This window comes from Streptomyces sp. NPDC001828, from assembly GCF_042892175.1.
GTDB lineage: Bacteria > Actinomycetota > Actinomycetes > Streptomycetales > Streptomycetaceae > Streptomyces.
In genome coordinates, this window is record NZ_JBIATV010000009.1 from 119,481 (window position 1) to 144,816 (window position 25,336).

Consider the following 25,336-nt stretch of genomic DNA (forward strand, 5'->3'; position numbering starts at 1 on the left):
ACGGCCGAAGGCGGCGGCCGGCGGCGGAGGCGGGGACAGTAGGGTTCGAGGGGTGCCGCAGATTCCAGAGAAGATCCACGAGCTCACGGTCGGGCAGCTGTCCGCACGCAGCGGAGCCGCCGTGTCCGCCCTGCACTTCTACGAGTCCAAGGGCCTGATCGGCAGTCGCCGCACCTCCGGCAACCAGCGCCGCTACAGCCGGGACACCCTCCGCCGCGTCGCCTTCATCAGGGCCGCGCAGCGCGTCGGCATTCCGCTCGCCACGATCCGGGACGCCCTGGCCGAACTCCCCGAGGAGCGCACGCCCACCAAGGAGGACTGGGCGCGGCTCTCCGAGAACTGGCGCACCGAACTCGACCGGCGCATCAGCCAGTTGGGCCGCCTGCGCGACCACCTCTCGGACTGCATCGGCTGCGGCTGCCTGTCTCTGGACAACTGCGTCCTGTCCAACCCGGACGATGTCTTCGGCACCACCCGGGTCGGCTCCCGGCTGCTCGCCGAGCGCAAGGACTGAGGGCGGGGGCGGATCGGTAAGGGTGGGCAAGCGGCACGACCCGGCCCGGCCCGCACGTCCACGCCGGCGCCGTCCTCACCCGCACGCCCGTGCCGTCCTCACCTGTACGCCCGTGCCGTCCTCACCTGTACGCCCGTGCCGAGCTCACGCGCCGGCCAGTGCCGCCCTCACCAACTGGGCGTTGGATGCGGCCCGTTCGCCGTCCGGCAGTACCAGGACGTCCTCCAGGCCTATGCGTGTGTCGAGGCCGAGCGAGCGGGCCAGGCGCAGCACCGGCCAGGTGCAGGCTTCCTGGCCGTGCAGCAGCACGGGTCTGCCGTGCGCGCCGCCCAGCTCGGCGAGCAGGGCGTGAGCCGTCGGCCCGGCGGTCTCGGCCGACGGGTCGACCACCTCGGCCAGCACGCGCAACACCCTTGACGCGTAAGGAGAGTTGAGGAAGAGGCGGGCCCCGTCGGTGCCGGACCGGATGCCCGCCTCGATGCCCATGCCCCGGTCGAGCAGGGCGGCCGCCACCTCTTCGGCGCCGTCCTCGTGCCAGTTCACCGAGGCGTAGTCGGGCAGCACCGTCCACGACCGGACGCGCTCCACGCGGCGCGCCGGATCCGGCTCCGCCCAGGCGCCCGTGGTCACCCCGACCGGTACGTCCACCACGGCCCGTATCGCCTCGACCGCCGGGCCCACCACGCGCGGGGAGAGCGAGTCGCTGCCGCACGGGGTCTTGGGATGGACATGGACCTCCGCCGCGCCCGCCGCCACGGCGGCCGCCGCGGACTCGGCGAGAGCGGCCGGGGACATTGGCACCGCCGCGCCGTCGCCCGCACCGCGTGCGCCGTTCAGACAGACCTGAATCATGCGTTCGATGGTGCCAGAGCCCACTGACAGCCGCCCGGGGCCCACGGCCGGCGGACGGTCTCCTGGCAACGCGGGGGAGAGTCGGCTCGCCCCCGCGCCGCTCACGCCACCGATGCCAGCTCTCCGCGCCGTACCGCCTTGGCCCGCGTCAGCGCCTCGGTGGTCAGCACGGGACGCGGGACCAGAATGCCGCAGCCCGAGCAGACCGGCCCGAACCACGGTTCGTGGGACAGGTCCTGGCTCCACACCAGCCGGTTCGCGCCGCACACCGGACACACCGCGCCGGGCGTGGTCCGCAGCGCCGCGATCATGCGGCCGAGCACCTCGGCCAGCGGCTCGGTGGGGTGCGTACCCGGATCGTCGCACCACGCCACCCCGAAACCGCCCCAGGTGCGCCGGTGCCAGTCGTCGAAGGAGCCCGGGCGCCGCAGCCCCGCGTGCTTCTCGCGCTTCCTGCGCGCCGCGAACTCCACTTCATAGGCGAGCCAGACCGTCCTGGCCGCCTCCAGCTCTTCCAGCGCGGCCACCAGCCGCGCCGGATCGGGGGCCCGGTCCTCGGGCCCGATGCGGTGCCTGCCGCACAGATGGTCCCAGGTCGCCCGGTGCCCGTACGGGGCGAACCTCTCCAGACACTTGCGCAGCGAATAGCGCCGCAACGCGAGGTCGTTCCTCGGGTCGCGCACCTGTCTCGCCAGACTGCGGAAACCAGCCATGGCCCTGCCACCTCCGTCGCTCGTACTTCGGCGTCGAGGAATGGACGTACCGGAAGGCGATCCGGCTCCATCGAAATTCCGATGGAGTCCATTACGGGGGATTCGCCTACCCTGTCCCAAGGGTTGGAATCCGATTCTCAGGAACTCCTCACAACGTGGCCCGTATGCAACGGTTACCCCATCGACCTGCGACAACACGCGAAGTACCAGGCTGAAGGCGTGCCGGGGGCGGCCTCGGGGCGGCTGTGGGCGAGGTCACCCGGCACCTCCCGAATCCCTTCAACCCATCCGATCCCTCTGGGCACTTGCGCATCATCCGCATGGCCCGCATTCATCCGCCCCACATAACCCTGCGAAGCCCGGAAGGAATACGCGCGCCGACGGAGGCCGAAAGGGCACAGCTTCCGGTGGTACGCCGCCGCGCTCGCGGAGCCGATCGGGCGGGCATGTGGGGATTCGGAGAAGGTGACGCATGTTCACCTTACGGCGCGCCGTACCCCCCAGTAGCCTCCCGCGCATCGGCCCCCACTAGGAGCGCGCATGCGACGACGCACCGCAAGGCTCACAACACCCGGAAAATCCAGCAGACTTCGACGCGTGACCGGTATCGGACGCGGCAGAGCCGCCGCCTGCGCCGCCACCGTCATCGCCCTCTCCGCCGCCCTGCTCGGCCCCGCCATCCCGGCCGGCGCCGCCGAGCCCACCGACGGCGACCACTGCCAGGGGCAGTGCTCCGACATCCTGCCGCCCGGCGCCAACGGCAACGCCACGCTCGTCGAGATCCTCGGCAACAAGGTGTTCGGGACCCACCCCGCGCACAGCGACGACGAACTCGGCAAGTACGACGCGCTGGTGGCGGGGCAGTCCTCGCTCACCGACGACAAGCTCAACACCTTCTTCAACGACGCCTCTTTCGGGGTGCCGAGCGGCCAGGCGCAGTCGACCAGTTCGCCCCGCCCCGACGTCACCATCACCCGGGACAAGGCGACGGGCGTGCCCCACATCAAGGGCACCACGCGCTACGGCACCGAGTACGGCGCCGGGTACGCGGCCGGGCAGGACCGGCTCTGGCTGATGGACCTCTTCCGGCACATCGGCCGCGGCGAGCTGACCTCCTTCGCGGGCGGCGCCCTCGCCAACCAGGGCCTTGAGCAGGAGTTCTGGCCGCAGGCCCCGTACACCGAGGCCGACCTCCAGGCCCAGGTCGACCGCATCCGCACCGGCAACGGCGCCCGCGGCGAGCAGGCCATGGCCGACGCGCAGGCCTATGTGGACGGCATCAACGCCTATGCCAAGCAGTCCAAGGACGGCCGCTACTTCCCCGGCGAGTACGTCCTGACCGGCAAGATCGACTCCATTACGAACGTGGGGGAGATCCAGCCCTTCAAGCTCACCGACCTGATCGCGCTCGCCTCCGTGGTGGGCGGGCTCTTCGGCGGGGGAGGCGGCGGCGAGGTGCAGGCCGCGCTCTCGCTCCAGGCGGCCCAGGCCAAGTACGGCGTCGCCGACGGCACCAAGGTCTGGGAGTCCTTCCGCGAGCGCAACGACCCCGAGGCCACGCTCACCGTGCACGACGGCACCAGCTTCCCGTACGCGGGCAAGCCCGCCAACGCCCAGGGCGCCGCGCTGCCCGACCCCGGCTCCGTCGTCCCCGAGCAGCTCGTCTACGACCGCACCGGCTCGGCGAACACCAATGCCAAGGCCGACGTCAAAGTTCCGCAGAAGCTGAAGCCGTTGAAGGGCGTGTACGACAACGGCGTGCTGCCCGGCGTCGACCTCGGCAAGCCGCGCGGCATGTCCAACGCGCTCGTGGTGTCGGGCTCGCACACGGCGAGCGGTAACCCTGTCGCGGTGTTCGGTCCCCAAACCGGCTATTTCGCGCCACAGTTGCTGATGCTGCAAGAGATCCAGGGCCCCGGCATCAGCGCCCGCGGCGCCTCCTTCGCCGGGGTGGGCATGTACGTCCAGCTCGGCCGCGGCCAGGACTACGCCTGGTCGGCCACCTCCGCGGGCCAGGACATCACCGATACCTATGCGGTGGAGCTGTGCCAGGACGCCACCCACTACGTCTACCGCGGCGTGTGCACGCCGATGGAGAAGCTGGAGAAGACCAACAGCTGGAAGCCGACCGTCGCCGACACCACCGCGGCCGGTTCCTACCGGATGCAGGTGTGGCGCACCAACTACGGCATCGTCACGGCCCGTGCGACCGTCGGCGGCAAGCCCGTCGCGTACACCTCACTGCGCTCGACCTACCGCCACGACGCCGACTCGATCATCGGCTTCCAGATGATGAACGACCCCTCCTTCGTCAAGGACGCCAAGAGCTTCCAGGAAGCGGCGCAGTCCGTCGACTACACCTTCAACTGGTTCTACGCGGACTCCCGCACCGCCGCGTACTACAACAGCGGCCTGAACCCGGTGCGCGATCCGGACGTCGACCCCTCGCTGCCCGTCAAGGCGGAACAGGCCTACGAATGGCAGGGCTTCGACCCCGCCGCCAACACGGCGGCCTACACACCGCCCGCCCAGCACCCCCAGTCGGTGGGCCAGGACTACTACGTGTCCTGGAACAACAAGCAGGCCAAGGACTACTCCACGGCCGGCTTCGGTGACGGCTCCGTGCACCGCGTCGACCTCCTCGACGACCGGGTGAAGGCCCTGGTCGCCCAGGGCGGCGTCACCCGTTCCTCGCTCACCCGGGCCATGGCCCAGGCCGCCGTCACCGACCTGCGCGGCGAGGACGTGCTGCCCGAGCTCCTCAAGGTGCTGCGCAGCACGCCCATCACCGATCCCCAACTGGCGACAGCGGTACAGCAGTTGGAGGCATGGCAGGCCGACGGCACTCAGCGCCGCGAGACCTCGCAGGGCTCGCACACTTACACCCACCCCGACGCGGTGCGTCTGATGGACGCCTGGTGGCCGCTGCTCGTCGAGGGCGAGTTCCGGCCCGGTCTCGGCGACCCGCTCTACAACGCCCTGACCGCCAACCTCGGCATCGACGAAGCGCCCTCGGCCGGGCACGGGCCGACCGGTTCGCACGCCGGATCCGCCTTCCAGTACGGCTGGTGGAGCTATGTCGACAAGGACCTGAGGACGGTCCTCGGCGAGAACGTGCAGGGACCGCTGGCCCGCGCCTACTGCGGCGGCGGCCAGCTCGCCGCCTGCCGCGACAGCCTGCTCGGCACGCTCAAGCAGGCCGCCGCCAAGACCCCGGCCCAGGTCTATCCCGGGGACGCCGGCTGCTCGGCGGGTGACCAGTGGTGCGCCGACAGCATCGTGCAGCGCCCGCTCGGCGGCATCACCCAGTCCGCCATCAACTGGCAGAACCGGCCCACCTATCAGCAGGTGGTCGAGTTCCCCAGCCACCGCTAGGGAACGCGCGGCCGCGGGTCAGGGTCGAAGGATCCGGCCCGCGGCCAGCACCACCCGGGCCAGCTCCGGGTGGCAGATGTCGCTGTGCGCGCCGGACGGCGGCCCGCCCTGCTTCACCACCGCGGCCGCGTCGACGCTGACGCAGCCCGAGTCCGGCACGCCGTCGCGCAGCGCCTCGGCGAGCGTGAGCGTGGTGCAGGGGCTCACGCCCTGGATCCCGTCGTGGCCGATCGCCCACCACCGCCGGTCGAGGCCGGGCAGCGCGCTCGCGTAGTCCCCGGACAGCGCGGAGGCAAGCGGGTAGATGACGCCGAGCGCGGTGTCGAAGTGCGAGTAGCAGGACACGACCGGGCCGTCGACCCGGCCCTGCGCGTCACTGAGCGCACCCGCCCCCGAGAGGCCGTCCGGCAGCCGCTCGGCGAAGGCGTAGTGCGAGAAGGCGCCTTCGAGCAGCGTCACCGACTTCACATTGCGGGCCCCGCCCGGCAGCCCCTTCAGCGCGAAGGCGACAAGCCGCGCGCCCTGGCTGTGCCCGACGAGATGGATCCGCAAGTCCGGCCGCGCGGCGGCGAGTTGACCGATCAGCGGGCCGAGCCCGAGCTGTCCCACCGTGCCCGCCCGGTGCTTCATCTCGTAGTACGTCGTCTGGCGCAGCACCTCCTTCGCGCCGTCCCAGAGGTGCTTGAGGGAGCCGCCGATCGAGAACGAGGGCCCCGGCGGGCCCGGTTGTACGGCCAGGCCCGTGTCGGCGAGGGCGGTCGTGAACCGCTGGCACAGGGCCAGGATGTCGTCGGTCAGGAGCGCGGGCGACACGCCGGGTCCGTCCTCCGCGCCCAGGTCGCCGAGGGCTCCGGAACCGCCCGCCGGTTCCGTCACCAGCTGCCGGGTCAGCCGCGCGAAATCGGTGAACGCGGCCTCGTCGTCGGGGCGTTGGTCCAAGTGGGCGGCGATCCGGTCGATCGCGGCGTCCTGTCCGGGGAAGAACCCCTTGAGCGCGGAGACGGTCGCGTCGTCGAGCCCGGGGCCGGTGGGGGCCGCCGTGGCGTGCGGGAAGTTCGGGATCGTCTCGTCGGTGAAGCGGATCGACGGCCAGGTGACTCCGCCGTACCCGAGCCGCACCCCGGCCGCGCCCGTGAGCAGCGCGGGGAACGCCGCGAAGAAGGCCCGGTACAGGCTCCTGGCCGTGTCGGGGGTGTTGTTCCAGCCGTGCGCCAACAGCACCAGATCGGTGACGTCCACGCCGGTGAGGGCCGTGCGCTCGGCGGGATCGGCGTCGCCGTCCGCGTCGAAGGTGATCTCCCGGTACGGCTCGACTCCGATGTCCGTCATGACCCGACCTCCGGTCCGCTCGACGATGAGCGCCACCATCGTCCCGCCGGGAGGTGGGGCTGGCCATATGCGGGACACGGCGGACTCGTGCGCTACCCGGTCCGGCTCAGCCGTACATCAGGTACTCGCGGCGTACGGTGCGGAACGCTTCGAGCCCCGGCTGCCAGGCGGCCACGACCTCGTCCGTGGTGGCACCGGCGTCGATCATCGTCCGCACCAGGGCCGAGCCGGTGAGTTTGTCGATCCAGTGGTCCGACCGCCAGGCGAAACCGCTCCACACCCGCTTGGCGGTCACCAGGAGCGCGATGCCGGTGCGTACCGGATCGTACAACTCGCGCTCGAACACGTGGAGTTGTACGCCGCCGACGGTCTTGCCCTCGAACTTGGAGAACGTGGGGGCGAAGTACGCCTCGCGGAACCGGACGCCGGGCAGGGCGAGTTGCTGGAGGGCGGCCGCCCAACGGCCGTCGATCCCCTCGGCGCCGAGCAGCTCGAAGGGCCGTGTCGTGCCCCGCCCCTCCGACAGGTTGGTGCCCTCGAAGAGACAGGTGCCGGAGTAGACGAGGGCGGTGTCCGGGGTGGGCATGTTGGGGCTTGGCGGCACCCAGGGCAGCGCGGTGCGGTCGTAGAAGTCGGACCGCCGCCACCCGGCCATCGCGACGGTCGTCAGACGGACCCTGCCGCCGAGGAACTCGGCGTTGAAGAGCCGGGCGAGTTCGGCCGCCGTCATTCCGTGGGCCTGCGCGATGGGCTCGCGCCCGACGAACGTGGCGAACGCGGGGTCCAGGACCGGGCCGTACGCGGCCCGGCCGGTCACCGGGTTGGGCCGGTCCAGGACGACGAACCGCTTGCCGGCCAGGGCGGCGGCCTCCATGCAGTCGTAGAGCGTCCAGATGTAGGTGTAGAAGCGGGCCCCGACGTCCTGGATGTCGAAGACGACGGTGTCCACGGCTGAGGCGGTGAAGACGTCGGCGAGGGCTTGGCCGCTCTTGGTGTACGTGTCGTAGACGGGCAGGCCCGTGGCCGGGTCGTCGTAGCGGCCCTCGGAGCCGCCGGCCTGCGCGGTGCCGCGGAAGCCGTGTTCCGGGCCGAAGACGGCGGTGAGCTTCACGCGGGGGTCGGCGTGCAGGACGTCCACGATGTGGCGGACGTCCCGGGTCACGCCCGTGGGGTTGGTGACGATGCCGACGCTCTGGCCGGCCAGGGTGGTGTAGCCCTCGGCCGCGAGGCGGTCGAAGCCGGTACGGATGCCTGGGGCCCGGGCGGGGCGTGCGCTGCCCGTGCCGGGGGCTCCTGCGGCCAGGGCGCTCGCGAGCACGCCCCGTCTGGACAGATCCATCCCCAACCTCCTCGGTTCGACCGAACGCTAGCCGTCGCGCTGCCGGACCGGAATCCCCCGCGCCGCGTCCCTCCGGGGGCGGCGGGAAGGGGGGTGCTGGTTGCCCGGGGCGCCGCCCCGGACCCCGTATCGCGCCTTAAGGCCGCTCGTCCTCAAACTCCCCCAAGGCCTCAAGGGCCAGGGGGCCCCCATGACGGGCTGAAGATGCCCCGCACCCAGCGCCGCTAGGGGCGCGGGGAACTGCGCAACCAGCCACGCACGGTGGACGGACGAGCGGCCACGTGCGGCGGGCGGGGGTTCCCCCGGGCATACCGACTGGTTAGTCTGTCGGAGCATTCGGCACGCAGAGAGGCGGGTCCAGATGAGCACGGGACAGCCGGGGCACAGCCCCGCAGTCGTCGTCACCGGCGCGGGCGGCGGCATCGGAGCCGCCCTCGCCCGCAGATTCGCGGCGGAGGGCGCCCGCGTGGTCGTCAACGACCTCGACGCGGACAAGGCGCGCGGAACCGCCGAGGAGATCGGCGCGATCGCCGTACCCGGCGACGCCTCGGCGATCGTCGGCCCCGCCCGCGACGCGCTCGGCGGCACCATCGACATCTACTGCGCCAACGCGGGCCTGGGCTCGGGCGGTTCGGAGGCCGCCCCCGAGGACGTATGGGCCGCGGCCTGGGACGTCAACGTCATGGCCCACGTCCGCGCGGCCAAGGAACTGCTGCCCGACTGGCTGGAGCGCGGCAGCGGACGCTTCGTGTCCACCGTCTCGGCCGCCGGGCTGCTCACCATGATCGGCGCGGCCCCGTACAGCGTCACCAAGCACGGCGCGCTCGCCTTCGCCGAGTGGCTGTCGCTGACCTACCGCCACCGGGGCGTGAAGGTGCACGCCATCTGCCCGCAGGGGGTCCGCACCGACATGCTGGCCGCCACCGGAACGGCCGGCGACCTCGTGCTACGGCCCACCGCGATCGAACCGGACCAGGTGGCCGACGCCCTCTTCGCCGCGATGGCCGAGGACCGCTTCCTGGTGCTGCCCCACCCCGAGGTCGCCGACTACTACACGGCCCGGGCCGCCACCCCGGACCGCTGGCTGACCAGCATGAACCACCTCCAGCAGAAGTGGGAGGCCGACGCCGAATGACCTCGATCTACGCGGCCAAGCCCTGGCTCGCCCAGCTCAGTGAGGCCCAGCGGGCGGACATAAGCCCGCCCGAGACGGTGCTGCACTCCTTCCGGGCGGCCGTCGCTCGCGCCCCCGAACACACCGCGCTCGTCTACTTCGACGGCCGTCTCAGCTACGCCGAGACCGACGCGCTGTCCGACTCGGTGGCCGGCCACCTCGTCGCCCGGGGCCTGGTCCCCGGCGAGCGCGTCGCGCTCATGCTCCAGAACACCCCGCACTTCGTGATCGCCCTGCTCGGCGCGTGGAAGGCCGGGGCCACCGTCGTCCCGCTCAACCCGATGTACAAGTCGGGCGAGGTCGCCCACGTCCTGCGCGACGCCGAGGTCACCGCCCTGGTCTGCTCCGACCGCGCCTGGGAGGGGTACCTGCGGGACACGGCCGCCGGGTCGACGGTCCGTATCGCGCTCACGGCCTGCGAGCTCGACCTCCAGAGCCTCGACGACGAACGGGTCTTCGGCGGGCACGAGCGGCTCCCCGTACCGGCCGGCGCCGACGATCTCGTCACCGTCGCGCGGCAGGGACTGAAAGCTCCCTCGGACCGGGAACTCTCCGCCGCCGACACGGCGTTGATCAGTTACACCTCCGGCACCAGCGGGACGCCCAAGGGCGCGATGAACACCCATCGCGGCATCACCTACAACGCGGAGAGGCAGCGCACTGGACATCCGATAGCCGAAGGCTCGGGCTACTTCGCGCTCGCGCCGCTCTTCCACATCACCGGCATGGTCTGCGAACTCGCCGCCTGCGTGGCCAACGCGGGCACCCTGATCCTGGCCTACCGCTTCCACCCGGGCGTCGTCCTCGACGCGTTCGCCGAACACCGCCCCGCCTACACGGTCGGACCCTCCACGGCCTTCATGGCGCTCGCGGCCACCCCCGGCGTCACCCGGGAGCACTTCGCCTCCTTCGAGGTCATCTCGTCGGGCGGCGCGCCCCTGCCGCCCGCGCTCGTCGAGAAGTTCCGCGAGGGCTTCGGACCGTACATCCGCAACGGCTACGGCCTGACCGAGTGCACCGCCCCCTGTGCCTCGGTCCCGCCCGAGAAGGAGGCGCCCGTCGACCCGGTCTCCGGGACGCTCTCCGTCGGTGTGCCCGGGCCCGAGACGGTGGTGCGGATCGTCGACCTCGAAGGCAACGACGTGCCGTTCGGCGAGCACGGCGAGATCGTGGTGCGCGGACCCCAGGTGGTGCCCGGCTACTGGCGCCGCCCCGACGCCACCGCCGAGGCGTTCCCCGACGGGGAGCTGCGCACCGGCGACATCGGCTTCATGGACCGCGACGGCTGGCTCTACGTGGTCGACCGGATGAAGGACATGATCAACGCGTCCGGTTTCAAGGTCTGGCCGCGCGAGGTGGAGGACGTCCTCTACACCCACCCCGCCGTCCGCGAGGCGGCCGTCGTGGGGATCCCCGACGCCTACCGGGGCGAGAGCGTGAAGGCGTACGTCAGCCTGCGCCCGGGCGCCGAGGCCGACCCGGCCGAGCTCGCCGCGTACTGCAAGGAGCGGCTCGCCGCCTACAAGTACCCGCGCGAGGTGGAGGTCCTGGCGGAGCTTCCCAAGACCACGAGTGGGAAGATCCTCAGGCGGGAACTGCGCACCCAGGCGTAGCGACCGGCGCGGGACACAGCGGGACACAGCAGGACCGGAACAGGGCGAGGGGCCACGGCCCCGCGCGCACGTACGAGAGAAAGGCGGCGGCGATGGCCAAGGCGACGGACACGAGCGGCACCACCCCCGTCCCCCAGCGGCTCCTCGCCGCCGCCACCCGCCTGTTCGCGGAGAACGGTTACGACCGCACCTCCGTGCAGGAGATCGTCGAGGCGGCCGGCGTCACCAAGGGCGCGCTCTACCACTACTTCGGCTCCAAGGAGGACCTCCTCCAGGAGGTGTACGCCCGGGTCCTGCGCCTCCAGCAGGAGCGGCTCGACGCGTTCGCCGGCGCGGACGCGCCCATCGAGCAGCGGCTGCGCGAGGCGGCCGCCGACGTGGTGGTCACCACCATCGACAACCTCGACGACGCCGCGATCTTCTTCCGCTCGATGCACCAGCTGAGCCCCGAGAAGAACAAGCAGGTGCGTGCCGAGCGCCGCCGCTACCACGAGCGGTTCCGGGCGCTCATCGAGGAGGGCCAGGCCGCCGGGGTGTTCTCCACCGCGACCCCGGCCGACCTGGTGGTGGACTACCACTTCGGCTCGGTCCACCACCTGTCCACCTGGTACCGGCCGGACGGGCCGCTCACCCAGCAGCAGGTCGCCGATCACCTCGCCGACCTGCTGCTCCGCGCGCTGCGGCCCTGAACCCGAACTGCCGCGCCGCTAGAGGTACTTCTTCAGTTCGCGGCGGGCGAGCGAGCGCTGGTGCACCTCGTCGGGACCGTCCGCGAGCCTCAACGTCCTTGCCGCGGCCCACAGTTCGGCCAGCGGGAAGTCCTGGCTCACGCCGCCCGCGCCGTACAGCTGCACCGCGTTGTCGATGATGCCGACGACGGTGCGCGGGGTGGCGATCTTGATGGCCTGGATCTCGGTGTGCGCCCCGCGGTTGCCCACGGTGTCCATCAGCCAGGCCGTCTTCAGGACGAGCAGCCGCAGCTGCTCGACCGCGACCCGGGCGTCCGCGATCCACTCCCGCACCACGCCCTGCTGAGCGATCGGCTTGCCGAACGCCGTACGGGACACGGCCCTGCGGCACATCAGCTCGATCGCCCGCTCGGCCATGCCGATCAGGCGCATGCAGTGGTGGATCCGGCCCGGCCCCAGGCGGGCCTGGGCGATGGCGAAGCCGCCGCCCTCCTCGCCGACCAGGTTGCTCGCGGGCACCCGGGCCCCGTGGAAGACGACCTCGGCGTGGCCGCCGTGGTAGTGGTCCTCGTAGCCGTACACCTGCATGGCGCGGCGGATCTCGACGCCGGGGGTGTCGCGCGGGACCAGGATCATCGACTGCTGGCGGCGCACGTCGGCGTTGGCCGGGTCGGTCTTGCCCATCACGATGAAGATCTTGCAGTCCGGGTTCATCGCGCCGGAGATGTACCACTTGCGCCCGGTGATGACGTAGTCGTCGCCGTCCCGCTCGATCCGCGTCTCGATGTTGGTGGCGTCCGAGGAGGCGACCTCCGGCTCGGTCATCGCGAAGGCGGAGCGGATCTCCCCGGCGAGCAGCGGCTCCAGCCACTGCTTCTTCTGTTCCTCCGAGCCGAACTGGGAGAGCACCTCCATGTTCCCGGTGTCCGGGGCCGCGCAGTTGAGGGCGGTGGGCGCCAAGTGCGGGGAACGGCCCGTGATTTCGGCCAGCGGGGCGTACTGGAGGTTGGTGAGCCCCGCACCGTACTCCGCGTCGGGCAGGAACAGGTTCCACAGACCCTGGCGACGCGCCTCGGCCTTGAGGTCCTCCACCACCTGCGGGGTGTCCCACGGCGAGGCGAGCAGGGCGCGCTGCTCGTGGGCGGTGGTCTCGGCGGGGTGGACGTGCGTGTCCATGAAGGCGAGGAGCGTGGTCCGCAGTTCTTCGGTGCGGGCGTCGAATGCGAAGTCCATGAGGGGCGTTCAGCCTTCCTGAAGGGTCGTGAGGCCGTGCTCGATGAAGACCGGGACCAGCTCGCCGATGCGGTCGAAGCCGGCGCCCACGGTCTGGCCGAGGGTGTAGCGGTAGTGGATGCCTTCGAGGATCACGGCGAGCTTGAACCAGGCGAACGCCGTGTACCAGGAGATGGCGGAGGTGTCGCGCCCCGAGCCGGCCGCGTAGCGCTCGATCAGCTCGGCGGGGGAGGGGTGTCCGGCGGCGCCGGCCGTGGTGGAGACCGGCGAGTCCGCGACCTCCAGCCGCGCGCTGTACATCACGAGCAGGCCGAGGTCGGTCAACGGGTCGCCCAGGGTGGACATCTCCCAGTCGAGGACCGCCTTGATCCGGTCGTCGTCGCCGATCAGGACGTTGTCGAGGCGGTAGTCGCCGTGCACGACGGTGGGCGCGGGCGAGACGGGGAGTTCGCGCCCGAGGGCCGCGTGCAGTTCGTCGATGCCGCCGAGCTCGCGGTTGCGGGAGGCGTCGAGCTGCTTGCCCCAGCGGCGCAGCTGCCGGTCGAGGAATCCTTCGGGCCGCCCGAAGTCGCCGAGCCCGACCGCCCCGGGGTCCACCGCGTGCAGTTCGACGAGTGTGTCGACCAGGGCGAGCACGGCCGCCCTGGTCCGCTCGGCGCCGAGCGGGGCGAGCTGTTCGGCGGTGCGGTACGGCGTGCCGGCCACGTACTCCATGACGTAGAACGGCGAGCCGAGCACCGACTCGTCCTCGCAGAGCAGCACCGGCTCGGGCACCGGGACGGCCGTGGGGTGCAGGGCGCTGATGACCCGGTGCTCGCGCTTCATGTCGTGCGCGGTGGCGAGGACGTGGCCGAGCGGCGGCCGCCGCACGACCCACCGGCCGGTCCCGTCGGTGACGACGTACGTCAGGTTCGAGCGGCCCCCCTCGATCAGCCGGCCCTGGAGCGGTCCGCTGACAAGTCCCGGCCGTACGCGGTCGAGGTGGGCCCGCAGCCGCTCCGGGTCGAGGCCTGGCGGGGGGACTGTGCTCATCTGCGGCACCTCCGGAACGGGTCGGGCATCGTGTCGAAGACACGCTACCGACCAGTCGGTATGCCGTCCAGGCCGACCCTCGAATTCCGGCGCGCGCCGCGTGGCCGCGCCGTTCACGAGAGGTGGGTTCAGAAGAGCATGGCGACGGCGAAACAGGCCAGGGCCACCGTGCACGCCGCCGCGGCGAGGGCGGCGCGCACCCCGAGCACCCGGGGCCGCCCGTCGCCGCTCAGGGTCTGGATGCGCCGGTGCGCCACGGCCAGGAAGCCGAGCCACACGAGGCCGCTGAGCGTCACCGCCACGAGCGCGAGGGGTGAACTCCCTTGGTGCAGCGCCTGTTTGGCGGCGAGCACGGCCGCCACCGTGCAGGACAGGGTGGTGCGCCGCCAGGCGAGCCGGGTCCGCTCCGGCTGGAGGCCGGGGTCGCGGGCCGGAGCCGGCGACGGCATCAGCCGGCCCAGCCGAAGACGACGACCACCACCATCACCACGGCGACCACCGCGACGGCGAGGCTCAGCAGGGTGGGGAAGCGCGAGACCGGCAGGTCCTCGCCGCGCCGCATCGCGCGCTCACAGCGCACCCAGTGGTTCACCGCCCGCAGCGCGCACAGCACCCCCGCCGCCAGCAGCGCGAGGGCGAGCGCGACCCGGACGCCCCAGCGCAGGTCCGGCAGGAACTGATCGACCGCGAAGCCGCCCCCGACCAGCGCCAGCGACGTCCTGATCCAGGCCAGGAAGGTCCGCTCGTTGGCGAGCGAGAACCGGTAGTCGGGGGTCTCGCCCTCCTCGCCGATGCGCTGGGGCGCGAACCACAGCCGCAGGGTCTGCACGATCGTGATCACTCGCCGCACCCTACCCGGCGGCCCCTCAGGACAGGCCGAGCCCCGAGTCGCACAGCCGCCGCCAGGCCGCGAGCCCGTCCGGCACCCACTCCCAGGTGCCGATGCGGCCCTCCAGCTCGGCGAGCGGCAGGAAGTCGTACCAGGCGACCTCCTCCACCTGCGGGTTCACCGGCAGCTCGCAGCGCACCTCGTACACCGACGACCACCAGCTCTGCTCGCCGTTCTCGTAGAGGAACTTGAACAGCGGCACCGGCCGGGGCAGTCCGGACACACCGAGCTCCTCCTCGGCCTCGCGCAGCGCCGCGCTGTCGTACGACTCGCCCGCGCCGACCACCCCGCCGACGAACATGTCGTACAGGGAGGGGAAGACGAGCTTGTCCGGGGTGCGGCGGTGCACGAAGATCCGGCCCGTCGCGTCGCGGGCCAGGATGAACACGCAGCGGTGGCGCAGGTTGCGCGCGTAGGCGTCGGCGCGCCGGGCCTGCCCGGTCACGGTGTCGTGCTCGTCGACGATGTCCAGGATTTCGTCAGCCGGATTCATGGGGCCATGAAAGCACCGGCCGCGCGGCACCCGGCCGGCACGTCACCGCCGGCGCACGTCACTGGCCATGCTGGGCACCGCCGGCGGACGTCACCGCCGGCGCGGGTCACCGGCGAGGGCCCCGGCGCGGCTCACTGGCCCATCACGTACTTCACGGTCGGCCCGGTGGTCCAGCCGCCGTCCACCGCCAGCTCCGCGCCGGTGACGTAGGACGCCGCGTCCGAGAGCAGGAAGACGACCGCGCCCGCGATCTCGTCCGGCTCGCCCACCCGGCCCATCGGGGTGTTCGGATAGTTGCCCTCGCCCTTCTCGATGCCGACCGCGGCGGTCATCGGGGTGTACGTCATGCCCGGGTGCACCGAGTTGACCCGGATCCGGTCGGTGCCGAGCTCCACCGCGCCGATCTTCGTCAGGCCGCGCACGCCCCACTTGGAGGCGCCGTAACCGGCCGTCAGGGCCAGGCCCATCAGGCCCGCGGCCGAGGAGATGTTGACGATCGAGCCGCCACCGCTCTCCCTCATCGCGGGGACCACCGTCTTCATGCCGATGAAGACACCGGTGAGATTGATGTCGAGGACCTTGCGGAAGTAGTCGACGGACTCGGCCTCCAGGAGGGTGCCCGCGGCTATGCCCGCGTTGTTCACCAGGCCGTGGAGCGCGCCGAACTCCGCGACCGCGAACTCGGCGGCCCGCGCCCAGTCCCGCTCGGAGGTGACGTCGTGGTGCAGGAAGCGGGCGTTCGCGCCCAGGGCCTCGGCGGTGGCCCGGCCCTCCTCGTCCAGGACGTCCGTGATCACCACGCGGGCGCCGGCCGCGACCGCCTGGCCGGCGGCCTCGGCGCCGAGCCCGCGGGCGCCGCCCGTGATGATCACTGTCTTGCCGGTGAGGTCGTTCATTTCGCGTCCTTAGGGGTGGTGAGTGCGGGTGGGGGAGCCGTGAGCAGGGCGTTCGTGGTCGCCACGAGGTCGGCGCGGAAGAGCTCCTCGCCGGTCAGCGGCTCGGTACCGGCCAGGTACTGGCGGGCCCGGTCGGCCATCGCGGCGCCGATGAGCGTGAGCGCGAGGTCGATCCGCTCCAGGCGGACCGGCTCGGGCAGCAGCTCCGCGAGGCAGTCCTCGATCCGGCCGATGAGGTGCCAGTAGACGGTGCCGGCCAGCGTCGGATGGGGCACCCGGGTGCGGACTCCGCTCTCGTGGCTGAGCTGTGCCGAGATCCGCAGACAGCGCCGGCCGCGCCCGGTGCGCAGCTCGCTCGCCTCGGCGGCGACGAGCGCCGCGAGGAGGCCGCCCAGATCCTGCGGGCGCCCGTGCGGCTCGCGCGGGCCGGTCCGATGGTCAGGGCCGCCCGACCCGTGCGGGCCGCTCCGGTCGGGAGGGGCCTGCGAGGCGCCCGTCCCCTCCACCGCCTCCGCGAGGAGCGCTTCGAGGACTCCCTCGGTACGCCGCTGGCGCCCGGCCATCACCGCGTCGAGCAGCCCCGCGCGCGAGCCGAAGTGGTACTGCACCGCCGAAGGGTTGCTCTGCCCGGCCAGCTTGACGATGTCGCGCAGCTGGGCGCCGTCCACGCCCTGGGCCGCGAAGACCTCCTCGGCCGCGCGGATCAGCTTCTCCCGGGTCTCGGGTCCCGATGTCCGTGCCATGCCCCCATGCTAATGCTGGGCATTATTAAAAAGCCAGTGCCACACGATCCGCCGAACGCGGTACGCGCCGCGCCTCAGTGCGGCTGGAGGTCGCGGGTCTCCTCCCTCGACGCCGTGCCCGACGGCATGGCGGGGTGCAGCCCGAGCAGCACGATGCCCGCCACGATCGCCGCGAGGCCCGCCGCCTCCCAGGCGAGCGCGCCCGCGTCGGTACGCAGCCGGTCCCCGAGGAAGCCGACCCCGCAGGCGATCCCGGCCAGCGGCTGGGCGGCCGTCAGGGCGGGCAGCGACATCCGCAGCGGGGCCGTCTCGAAGGCGCTCTGCACCAGGACGAGCCCGGTCACGCCGAGCGCGATCACCCCGTACGGCTGCCAGCTCGACATGAGTTCCGGCCAGCCGCCGGCCGACAGGCGCTGGCCGCTGATCCGGGTCAGCGCGTCCTGGAGGCCGTACAGTAGGCCCGCCGCGATGGCCAGCATGACCGGGGCCGCCACGCTGAGCCGGTCGTGTTTGGCGAGGCCGGCCAGGAGCAGCGCGATGCCGACCACCAGACCCACGATCAGCCAGTGCCGCAGCGCCCCGGCCTCCGAGACGCTGCCGTGCGGCTGGCCCGCCACGATGAACGCGGTGACCCCGCCGGCGAGCAGCGCGAGCCCGGCCCAGCCCTGACGGCCCAGCGGCTGGCGGGTCCAGAGTCTGGAGAGCCACATGGCGAAGAACAGATTGGTCGCCACCAGCGGCTCGACCAGCGAGACCTCGCCCCAGCCCAGCGCCAGCGCGCTCAGCACCATGCCCGCCACCATCAGGCCGATCCCGGCCAGCCAGCGCGGCATGCGCACCAGGTCGAGCAGCAGCCGGGGCGACAGGAAGTCGCCGATCGGGGCGTGCTGCGCCGCGTTCTGCTGCAGCACGAAACCCGAGCCCAGACAGCACGCTGCGCTCACGGCGAGGACGAGGACCAGAACCGACACGACGTACACACCTCAAGTACGGCCGGGGGGCGTCGACTTGGCCGACCCTAGCGCCCCGGGCCCGCGGCCGCCTCCCGGGTGACCCGACCCCGGCGGTTGACGCCGGGTGACGGCCCGCCCAAGATCTGACGCACGGGTAACTTGGCGGACGAGCGGAGTGAGCGGCCCATGGCGTACGACGCCGATGTGATCGTGATCGGGGCGGGGCTCGCGGGCCTGGTGGCCACGGCGGAGCTGGCGGACGCCGGCAAGAAGGTGATCCTGCTCGACCAGGAACCCGAGCAGTCGCTCGGCGGCCAGGCCCACTGGTCGTTCGGCGGGCTCTTCCTGGTGGACTCGCCCGAGCAGCGCCGCATGCGGATCAAGGACAGCCGGGCACTCGCTCTCCAGGACTGGTACGGAACGGCCGGCTTCGACCGCGACGAGGACCACTGGCCGCGCCAGTGGGCCGAGGCGTACGTCGACTTCGCGGCCGGCGAGAAGCGGGCGTGGCTGCATGCCCGGGGAGTCCGGTTCTTCCCCGTGGTGGGCTGGGCCGAGCGGGGCGGTTACGACGCCAACGGGCATGGCAACTCCGTTCCCCGCTTCCACATCACCTGGGGCACCGGACCCGGCATCGTGGCCCCGTTCGAACGGAGGGTGCGGGAGGCCGCCGCCCGGGGGCTCGTCCAGTTCAGGTTCCGGCACCGCGTGACGGGCCTCGGGCGCAGTGCCGGGGCCGTCGACACCGTGACGGGCGAGATCCTGGAGCCGTCCGGCGCCGGGCGCGGGACGGCGTCGACCCGGACCGTCACCGGATCCTTCGAGCTTACGGCGCAGGCGGTCATCGTGACCAGCGGCGGTATCGGCGGCAACCACGACCTCGTGCGGGCCCAGTGGCCCGAGCGGCTCGGCACCCCGCCGGAGCACCTGCTCTCCGGTGTCCCCGCCCATGTCGACGGCCTCATGCTCGGCATCACCGAGCGCGCCGGGGCCCACCACATCAACCGCGACCGCATGTGGCACTACACCGAGGGCATCCAGAACTGGAACCCCATCTGGGCCCGGCACGGCATCCGCATCCTGCCCGGCCCCTCCTCGCTCTGGCTGGACGCGCGCGGCAACCGGCTGCCCGTCCCGCTCTTCCCCGGCTTCGACACGCTCGGCACCCTCGACCACATCATGAAGACCGGGTACGGCTACACCTGGTTCGTGCTCGACCAGAAGATCATCGGCAAGGAGTTCGCGCTCTCCGGCTCCGAGCAGAACCCCGATCTGACCGGCAAGTCCGTGCGCGGTGTCCTCGGGCGGGCCCGGGCCGATGTGCCGGGTCCGGTGAAGGCGTTCATGGACCACGGCGCCGACTTCGTCGTCGAGAAGGACCTCGCCTCGCTGGTGCGCGGCATGAACGCGCTCACCGACGAACCCCTCATCGACGAGGCCGCGCTGCGCCGCGAGATCGTGGCCCGCGACCGCGAGATCGTCAACCCGTTCACCAAGGACCTCCAGGTCACCGCGATCCGGGGCGCGCGCAACTACCTCGGCGACAAGCTCATCCGCACCGCGCCCCCGCACCGCGTCCTCGACTCGAAGGCCGGCCCGCTGATCGCGGTCAGGCTGCACATCCTGACCCGCAAGTCGCTCGGCGGCCTGGAGACCGACCTGTCCTCGCGCGTGCTCACCCCGGGCGGCGAGCCCCTGCCGGGCGTGTACGCGGCGGGCGAGGCGGCCGGGTTCGGCGGCGGAGGCGTGCACGGCTACCGCTCCCTGGAAGGCACGTTCCTCGGCGGCTGCATCTTCTCGGGCCGGGCCGCGGGCCGGGCGGCGGCGAAGGCCGTGTCCTAGGCCAGGGGCGGTTCCGCCGGCCCGGGCCCGCCGGGCCGGTCCCGCCCCAGCCGTTCCACCACGCGGAAGCGGGTGGCGATCACCGGCGTCGCGTCGGTGACCTCGAAGGAGGGGTCGCCGAGCGCCTCCAGCATCTCGGGGCTGCGCCAGAACCCCTCGTGGCCGGCGCGCCACCCGGCCACGCTCTCGTCCCCCTCGCCCTCGTCGATCACGTGCTGGAGGTCGACCTCGGCCAGCGGGAGGACCCGTACCCCGGTCACCTCGATCACGGCGACGGCCTCGCCCGCGGAGTCGATGACGCGGCTGCGCTCCCCGACGTACGGCAGCGGATCGCCCGCGTGCTCGTAGTCGGCGAGCAGGCCGGTCGTCGAGGTCTTGGCGCCGCTGAGGACGGCCGCGACCAGCCGGTCACGCAGGGGACCCGGAAAGGCCAGCAGGAATTCGGGCAGGGTTTCTTGATCCGTCATGGGCCCACCCTAAGCCGGTCGTTGCCTGCCCAACTCCGTTGCGCGAGGCGCATGTTGAGCGGTGCGGCAAGGGCCGAACGGCCTTGACGCGAAGCGCCGGGTGCGGGTTTGCTGACGGCGACCACGCGCAGGCAACTCACCGCGGCAGGGGGCCGGCCGGTGCAGGGGCGCCCCGTATCCCAGGCAGTACCGAAAGGGCAGACCCCGCATGGCGAGCCGGACCAGCGAACCCGAGATCAGCTCCTACGAGGAACGGGAGGGGGCGCTGCGCGCCGGCCGCCTCGGCACCCCGGCACTGCTGCTCGCGGTCCTCGCGGCGAGCGCGCCCCTGACGGCCGTGGCCGGGGTGATGCCCACGGCGTTCGCGGCGACGGGCGCCGTCGGCCAGCCGCTGCTCTTCCTGGGCCTCGGTGCCGTGCTCGCCCTGTTCGGCGTCGGGTACGCCGAGATGAGCCGCGAGGTGCGCCACGCGGGCGCGTTCTACGCGTACATCGCGCGCGGCCTCGGTCCGACCGCGGGCGCCGCCGCCGCCCATGTGGCGCTCGTCTCCTACAGCGCGCTCCAGGCCGGCATCTACGGCCTGTTCGGCTTCGAGGTGTCCGGGCTGCTCGACACCTACGGCGGCGTCACCATCGACTGGTGGGCGCCCGCGCTGCTCGCGGTCGCCCTGGCCGGCGCGCTCGCCCGGCTGAGGATCGACCTCAACGCCAGGGTGCTCGGCGTGCTCCTGGCCGTCGAGGTCGCGCTCGTCGTCGTCTTCGACATCGCGGCCCTCGTGAATCCGGCCGCCGGCCACCTCTCGCCGCACGCCTTCAACCCGCACACCCTGAGCGCGGGCGGCGTCGGCATCGCGGTGTGCTTCTGCGTCACCGCGTTCCTGGGCTTCGAGCAGGCCCCGGTGTACGCGGAGGAGACCGGCCGTCCGCATACGGTCGTCAAGCGTGTCCTGTTCCTCGCCGTCGGCTTCGTGGCCGTGTTCGCCGCGCTGAGTTCCTGGGCGCTGACCCTCGCGGCCGGCCCGCGGGACATCGTGGACTCCGCCCAGAAGCAGGGCTCCGGGCTGCTGTTCGCGCTCGCCGAGAAGAACCTCGGGTCCACCTTCGCCGAGCTCCTCCACGTCCTGTTCGTGACCGGCATGTTCGCGGCGCTGCTCAGCCTCCACAACGTGGTCGCCCGGTACGCCTTCGCCATGGGCCGCGAAGGCCTGCTGCCCGGCGGCCTCGACCGGACGAGCCCCACCAGCGGCGCCCCGGCGGCCGGTTCGCTGCTCCAGACCGTTATCTCGGTGGCCCTCGTGGCCGCCTTCGCGCTCACCGACCACTGGCCGGCCGGCGACCCGACCGCCCCGGTCACGCACCTGCTCACCTGGACGGCCGGCCTCGGCGCGCTCGGCGTGATCCTGCTGATGGCCGCCTCGTCGCTCGCCGTGATCGTCCTCCTCGTACGCCGGGGCGCGGCCCGCGCCCGGATGTGGCGGCTGCTCGCCACGGGCGCCGCGGGCATCGCGCTGCTCGGCATCGCCGCGTACACCGTCCGGCAGTTCCACGTCCTTGTCGGGGCGGGCCCGGGCGACGCGGTGAACTGGGTACTGCCCGGGACCGTCGTCCTCGCGCTGCTCGCGGGCCTGGTCCAGGGGCTCGTGCTGCGGGCGCGCAGGCCCGAGGTGCACGCCGGGATCGGCCGGGGCGCCCAGCTGTGAGCCGGCTGCGCGATTTCTGACGGAACGGTGACGTACGGCCGTGGCCCCTGGCAGGACCGGCCGCGGGGTGTTCGAATCGACGCGTGACACCAGAACCAACGCCGTCGCCCAGGCGGGGCACACCCGTGGGGCGCCGGCTCGTGCTCGGCATGCTCGGCCTCGGCGTGGCCGGGGTGGCCTCGGCGCGCTACGTCCAGGGCGGCCTCGAATCGTTCCTCGGGGCCGCCGCCGACAAGGACCCCACCGGGCTCACCAACCTGCTGCCCAACGGCGGTGGCTTCCGCTACTACTCGGTCGCCTCGTCGGTGCCCGACAAGAGCGCCGCCGACTACCGGCTCACCGTCGACGGCCTCGTCACCAAGCCCGCCACCTACACCCTGGACGCGCTGCGCGCGTTGCCGCAGACCCGGCTGGTGCGCGATGTGCAGTGCGTGACCGGCTGGCGGGTGCCCGGCACCCCGTTCGCGGGCGTCCAGCTGTCCCGCCTCCTGGACGCGGCGGGGGTGCGGCCGGGCGCCGGCGCCGTCCGCTTCACCTGTTTCGACGGGGCGTACAGCGAGAGCCTCACCCTCGAACAGGCGCGCCGCGACGACGTGTTGATCGCCCTGAGCATGCAGGACAAGCCGGTCAGCCACGCCCACGGCGGTCCGGTCCGTCTGTACGTGGCGCCCATGTACTTCTACAAGTCGGCGAAATGGCTGTCCGGGATCACCGTGACACAGAAGGTCGAGCGGGGATTCTGGGAGGAGCGGGGCTATGACATCGACGCCTGGGTCGGCCGGTCCAACGGACGCGAGGACCACCCCACCTCCTGAACTCCCGCATACCGTAAAGCGGTTCACTCCGGCGGTGCGCTGGGTGCACCGGACCACGGCCTGGCTGATGGGCGCCTGCGTGGTCACCGCGGCGGTCCTCTACGTCCCGCAGTTCGCCGAAGCGGTGGGCCGGCGCGAACTGGTGGTGCGGGTGCACGAGATCTGCGGGGCGCTGCTTCCCGTGCCGGTCCTGCTCGGCCTGGTCTCGCGCGCGTTCAGGGCCGACCTGGGGCGGCTCAACCGCTTCCACCCGTACGACCGCACCTGGCTGCGCACGGCCCTGCGCCGGGAGCGGGAGCCGCGGCCGGCGGGGAAGTTCAACGCCGGGCAGAAGGTGTACTCGGGCTGGATCGCGGGGGCCGCCCTCGTGATGCTGGGCACCGGGCTGCTGATGTGGTTCACGCACCTGGCGCCCATCGAGGTGCGGATCGGGTCCACGTTCGTGCACGACTGGCTCTCGCTGGCCGTGGGCGTCGTGATCGCCGGGCATGTGTGGATGGCGATCGGCGACCCGGTGGCACGCCGTGGCATGCGCACCGGGTCGGTCGACCGGCCGTGGGCGAAGCGCGAACACCCTCTGTGGGAGCCGGAGCCGGACGACGTCCGACGGGACGGCGAGGGGTCGGAAGCGGGCTAGACGACCAGTGACAGGAGCAGGACGAAGCCGAGCGACACCACGGAGATGATCGTCTCCATCACCGACCAGGTCTTGATCGTCTGGCCGACGCTCATCCCGAAGTACTCCTTCACCAGCCAGAACCCGGCGTCGTTCACATGGCTGAAGAAGAGCGAACCGGCGCCGACGGCGAGCACGAGCAGGGCCGCGTGCGCGGTCGACATGTCGGCCGCGAGCGGTGCCACCAGGCCCGCCGCGGAGATCGTCGCCACCGTCGCGGAGCCCGTCGCGAGCCGGATCGCCACCGCGATCAGCCAGGCGAGCAGCAGCGAGGGGATCGCCCAGTCCTTGGAGAAGTCCAGGATCATCTGGCCGACGCCCACGTCGATCAGCGTCTGCTTGAAGCCGCCGCCCGCGCCCACGATCAGCAGGACGCCCGCGATCGGCGCGAGCGACTTCTCGACGGTCGTCGAGATCCGCTCCTTGGTGAACCCGGCCGCCCGGCCCAGCGTGAAGATGGCGACCAGGACCGCCGCGAGCAGCGCGATCAGCGGCGAGCCGATGACGTCGGTGACCCGCTGGACGTGGTTCTTCGGGTCGTCGACCACGATGTCCACCAGCGCCTTGGCCAGCATCAGGACCACCGGGAGCAGCACCGTGACGATGGTCGCGCCGAAGCTGGGGCGCTTCTCCAGGTCCTCCGAGGGACGGCTGGGGACCATCTTGTCCGGGGCCGGGATGTCGACCCAGCGGGCCGCGTACTTCGAGAACACCGGGCCCGCGATGATCACCGTCGGGATGGCGACGACCACGCCGAGCGCGAGGGTCACCCCGAGGTTGGCGCCGATCGCGTCGATGGCGACGAGCGGCCCCGGGTGCGGCGGGATCAGGCCGTGCATCACGGACAGGCCGGCGAGCGCCGGGATGCCGATCCGCATCAGCGAGTAGTTGCCGCGCTTGGCGACGAGCAGCACCACGGGGATCAGCAGCACGATGCCGACCTCGAAGAACAGCGGGAGCCCGATGATCGAGGCGATGGCCACCATCGCCCAGGGCATCGCCCGCCCGCCGGACTTCCCGGCCTTGGCCAGGATGGTGTCGACGATCTGGTCCGCGCCGCCGGAGTCGGCGAGCAGCTTGCCGAGGATCGCCCCGAGCGCGATCAGCACGCCCACGCCGGCGACCGTGCTGCCGAGGCCCGCGCTGAAGCTGGTGATGACCTTGTCGAGCGGGGCGCCCGCGAAGGCGCCGAGCGCCAGCGAGCCGATGGTCAGGGACAGGAAGGCGTGCAGCTTGAACTTGGTGATGAGCAGGACGATGACGGCGATGCCCGCGAGTACGGCGATGCCCAGCTGGGCGTGGCCTGCCGAGGTGATCGGCTGCGTGGCGTCCGCTGCCAGGAACTCGACGCTGAGTCTGGTCACGGTGGGGATTCCTTACTTGGTGAGCGTGCGCAGCGCGGCGGCGGCCCGCTCCGCGATGTCCTCGGGGGTGCCGGACACGTCGACGGCGACGCCCGCCTCGTCGGGGCCCAGCGGCTGGAGGGTGGCGAACTGCGAGTCGAGCAGCGCGGCCGGCATGAAGTGGCCCTTGCGCTCGGCCATCCGGTGCTCGATGAGCGCCCGGTCGCCGGTCAGGTGCAGGAAGACGGCTCCGGGGGCGGCCGCGCGCAGCCGGTCGCGGTAGCTCCGCTTGAGCGCGGAGCTGCTCACCACCCCGCCGAGCCCGGCCCGGCCGTGTGCCCAGGCGCCGATGGCGTCCAGCCAGGGCAGGCGGTCGTCGTCGTCCAGGGGGATGCCCGCGGACATCTTGGCGACGTTGGCCGCGGGGTGGAAGTCGTCGCCCTCGGCGTAGGGGACGCCGAGCCGTTCTGCGACCAGCGGCCCGATGGTGGTCTTGCCGGTCCCGGCAACGCCCATCACGACGATGGTCAGGGGAGTGTTCATTGCGGGTGGTGCCTCGCTGTCCTCTTCGACATCGATGTCCTCGCGCACACTCAAACTCATTAGGTACGACATATTCAAGAGTTCGTGATTTAAAAGTCATACTTTTGAAGCCTC

General features: G+C 72.1%; 24 protein-coding genes. 9 read left to right on the plus strand and 15 right to left on the minus strand.

The features are described 5' to 3' along the window. The first annotated feature begins 52 nt into the window (after window positions 1-52). Window positions 53-514: a redox-sensitive transcriptional activator SoxR gene (gene soxR / locus ACFYZA_RS24580; RefSeq protein ID WP_382592708.1), complete on the plus strand. Its 462-nt coding sequence runs from the start codon at window positions 53-55 to the stop codon at window positions 512-514. Between the two features lie 144 nt (window positions 515-658). Here the strand turns inward: soxR and ACFYZA_RS24585 are convergent, their stop codons facing one another. After that, on the minus strand, window positions 659-1,366 hold the full coding sequence (locus ACFYZA_RS24585) for a 3-keto-5-aminohexanoate cleavage protein (RefSeq protein WP_388492801.1): 708 nt from the start codon (window positions 1,364-1,366) through the stop codon (window positions 659-661). 101 nt (window positions 1,367-1,467) lie between these two features. After that, window positions 1,468-2,079 (minus strand): hypothetical protein, encoded by a 612-nt coding sequence (locus tag ACFYZA_RS24590; RefSeq protein WP_382592715.1) that lies wholly within the window; start codon window positions 2,077-2,079, stop codon window positions 1,468-1,470. Between the two features lie 540 nt (window positions 2,080-2,619). Between ACFYZA_RS24590 and ACFYZA_RS24595 the strand changes: the two genes are divergently transcribed. After that, entirely contained in the window at window positions 2,620-5,454 is a 2,835-nt protein-coding gene (locus ACFYZA_RS24595) for a penicillin acylase family protein (protein ID WP_388492803.1), read from the plus strand. Window positions 5,455-5,472: 18 nt separating this feature from the next. Here ACFYZA_RS24595 and ACFYZA_RS24600 read toward each other — a convergent pair whose 3' ends face one another. Together ACFYZA_RS24600 and ACFYZA_RS24605 are read right to left on the minus strand one after the other, a co-directional pair. Further along, complete coding sequence (locus ACFYZA_RS24600) at window positions 5,473-6,783, minus strand: serine-threonine protein kinase (RefSeq protein WP_388492805.1); 1,311 nt, start codon at window positions 6,781-6,783, stop codon at window positions 5,473-5,475. Window positions 6,784-6,889: 106 nt separating this feature from the next. Next, window positions 6,890-8,122: an exo-beta-N-acetylmuramidase NamZ domain-containing protein gene (locus tag ACFYZA_RS24605; RefSeq protein ID WP_388492806.1), complete on the minus strand. Its 1,233-nt coding sequence runs from the start codon at window positions 8,120-8,122 to the stop codon at window positions 6,890-6,892. 361 nt (window positions 8,123-8,483) lie between these two features. Here ACFYZA_RS24605 and ACFYZA_RS24610 point away from each other — a divergent pair, with 361 nt between their 5' ends. From ACFYZA_RS24610 to ACFYZA_RS24620, 3 genes are all read left to right on the plus strand, one after another. Then, window positions 8,484-9,257: an SDR family oxidoreductase gene (locus tag ACFYZA_RS24610; RefSeq protein WP_382592727.1), complete on the plus strand. Its 774-nt coding sequence runs from the start codon at window positions 8,484-8,486 to the stop codon at window positions 9,255-9,257. Then, the gene (locus tag ACFYZA_RS24615) at window positions 9,254-10,909 is read left to right on the plus strand and encodes a class I adenylate-forming enzyme family protein (protein ID WP_388492808.1); all 1,656 of its coding nucleotides are present in this window, start codon (window positions 9,254-9,256) and stop codon (window positions 10,907-10,909) included. The genes ACFYZA_RS24610 and ACFYZA_RS24615 overlap by 4 nt, the downstream gene beginning before the upstream one ends. 92 nt (window positions 10,910-11,001) lie before the next feature. Further along, a complete protein-coding gene (locus tag ACFYZA_RS24620) occupies window positions 11,002-11,598 on the plus strand; it encodes a TetR/AcrR family transcriptional regulator (RefSeq protein WP_100577030.1) in 597 nt (198 codons plus the stop codon). 18 nt (window positions 11,599-11,616) lie between these two features. Here the strand turns inward: ACFYZA_RS24620 and ACFYZA_RS24625 are convergent, their stop codons facing one another. From ACFYZA_RS24625 to ACFYZA_RS24660, 8 genes are all read right to left on the minus strand, one after another. Then, window positions 11,617-12,831 (minus strand): acyl-CoA dehydrogenase family protein, encoded by a 1,215-nt coding sequence (locus ACFYZA_RS24625; RefSeq protein WP_388492810.1) that lies wholly within the window; start codon window positions 12,829-12,831, stop codon window positions 11,617-11,619. 9 nt (window positions 12,832-12,840) lie between these two features. Then, window positions 12,841-13,863 carry a phosphotransferase family protein gene (locus ACFYZA_RS24630; RefSeq protein WP_382592737.1) on the minus strand — a complete coding sequence of 341 codons (1,023 nt, stop codon included), beginning with the start codon at window positions 13,861-13,863 and terminating at the stop codon, window positions 12,841-12,843. Window positions 13,864-13,991: 128 nt separating this feature from the next. Then, a complete protein-coding gene (locus tag ACFYZA_RS24635; RefSeq protein WP_388492811.1) occupies window positions 13,992-14,312 on the minus strand; it encodes a DUF202 domain-containing protein in 321 nt (106 codons plus the stop codon). Further along, entirely contained in the window at window positions 14,312-14,704 is a 393-nt protein-coding gene (locus tag ACFYZA_RS24640) for a YidH family protein (RefSeq protein WP_100577397.1), read from the minus strand. The genes ACFYZA_RS24635 and ACFYZA_RS24640 overlap by 1 nt, the downstream gene beginning before the upstream one ends. Window positions 14,705-14,729: 25 nt before the next feature. Further along, the gene (locus ACFYZA_RS24645; RefSeq protein WP_388492813.1) at window positions 14,730-15,245 is read right to left on the minus strand and encodes an NUDIX hydrolase; all 516 of its coding nucleotides are present in this window, start codon (window positions 15,243-15,245) and stop codon (window positions 14,730-14,732) included. 131 nt (window positions 15,246-15,376) lie between these two features. Continuing rightward, the gene (locus tag ACFYZA_RS24650; protein ID WP_382592748.1) at window positions 15,377-16,141 is read right to left on the minus strand and encodes a glucose 1-dehydrogenase; all 765 of its coding nucleotides are present in this window, start codon (window positions 16,139-16,141) and stop codon (window positions 15,377-15,379) included. Further along, window positions 16,138-16,884, minus strand: a complete 747-nt coding sequence (locus ACFYZA_RS24655; protein ID WP_388492815.1) for a TetR family transcriptional regulator — start codon at window positions 16,882-16,884, stop codon at window positions 16,138-16,140. Before ACFYZA_RS24655 ends, ACFYZA_RS24650 begins: the two co-directional genes overlap by 4 nt. A gap of 74 nt (window positions 16,885-16,958) precedes the next feature. Beyond that, the gene (locus tag ACFYZA_RS24660; protein ID WP_388492817.1) at window positions 16,959-17,855 is read right to left on the minus strand and encodes a DMT family transporter; all 897 of its coding nucleotides are present in this window, start codon (window positions 17,853-17,855) and stop codon (window positions 16,959-16,961) included. Between the two features lie 168 nt (window positions 17,856-18,023). Between ACFYZA_RS24660 and ACFYZA_RS24665 the strand changes: the two genes are divergently transcribed. After that, window positions 18,024-19,679, plus strand: coding sequence for an FAD-binding dehydrogenase (locus ACFYZA_RS24665; protein WP_388492819.1), 1,656 nt, complete (start codon window positions 18,024-18,026; stop codon window positions 19,677-19,679). Here the strand turns inward: ACFYZA_RS24665 and ACFYZA_RS24670 are convergent. After that, window positions 19,676-20,146 carry an ASCH domain-containing protein gene (locus ACFYZA_RS24670; protein WP_382592760.1) on the minus strand — a complete coding sequence of 157 codons (471 nt, stop codon included), beginning with the start codon at window positions 20,144-20,146 and terminating at the stop codon, window positions 19,676-19,678. The two genes, ACFYZA_RS24665 and ACFYZA_RS24670, sit on opposite strands and share 4 nt — an antisense overlap. 208 nt (window positions 20,147-20,354) lie before the next feature. On the opposite strand from ACFYZA_RS24670, the gene ACFYZA_RS24675 reads away from it, so the two are divergent. From ACFYZA_RS24675 to ACFYZA_RS24685, 3 genes are all read left to right on the plus strand, one after another. Continuing rightward, window positions 20,355-21,845 carry an APC family permease gene (locus ACFYZA_RS24675; RefSeq protein WP_388492821.1) on the plus strand — a complete coding sequence of 497 codons (1,491 nt, stop codon included), beginning with the start codon at window positions 20,355-20,357 and terminating at the stop codon, window positions 21,843-21,845. A gap of 149 nt (window positions 21,846-21,994) precedes the next feature. Beyond that, window positions 21,995-22,660, plus strand: a complete 666-nt coding sequence (locus tag ACFYZA_RS24680) for a molybdopterin-dependent oxidoreductase (protein WP_382592821.1) — start codon at window positions 21,995-21,997, stop codon at window positions 22,658-22,660. Continuing rightward, on the plus strand, window positions 22,602-23,297 hold the full coding sequence (locus tag ACFYZA_RS24685) for a cytochrome b/b6 domain-containing protein (RefSeq protein ID WP_388492823.1): 696 nt from the start codon (window positions 22,602-22,604) through the stop codon (window positions 23,295-23,297). Before ACFYZA_RS24680 ends, ACFYZA_RS24685 begins: the two co-directional genes overlap by 59 nt. Here the strand turns inward: ACFYZA_RS24685 and ACFYZA_RS24690 are convergent. Both ACFYZA_RS24690 and ACFYZA_RS24695 read right to left on the minus strand, forming a co-directional pair. Further along, on the minus strand, window positions 23,294-24,700 hold the full coding sequence (locus ACFYZA_RS24690) for a gluconate:H+ symporter (RefSeq protein WP_382592769.1): 1,407 nt from the start codon (window positions 24,698-24,700) through the stop codon (window positions 23,294-23,296). The genes ACFYZA_RS24685 and ACFYZA_RS24690 overlap by 4 nt on opposite strands. Before the next feature lie 12 nt (window positions 24,701-24,712). Continuing rightward, window positions 24,713-25,222, minus strand: a complete 510-nt coding sequence (locus ACFYZA_RS24695) for a gluconokinase (RefSeq protein WP_388492968.1) — start codon at window positions 25,220-25,222, stop codon at window positions 24,713-24,715. Window positions 25,223-25,336: the final 114 nt, after the last annotated feature.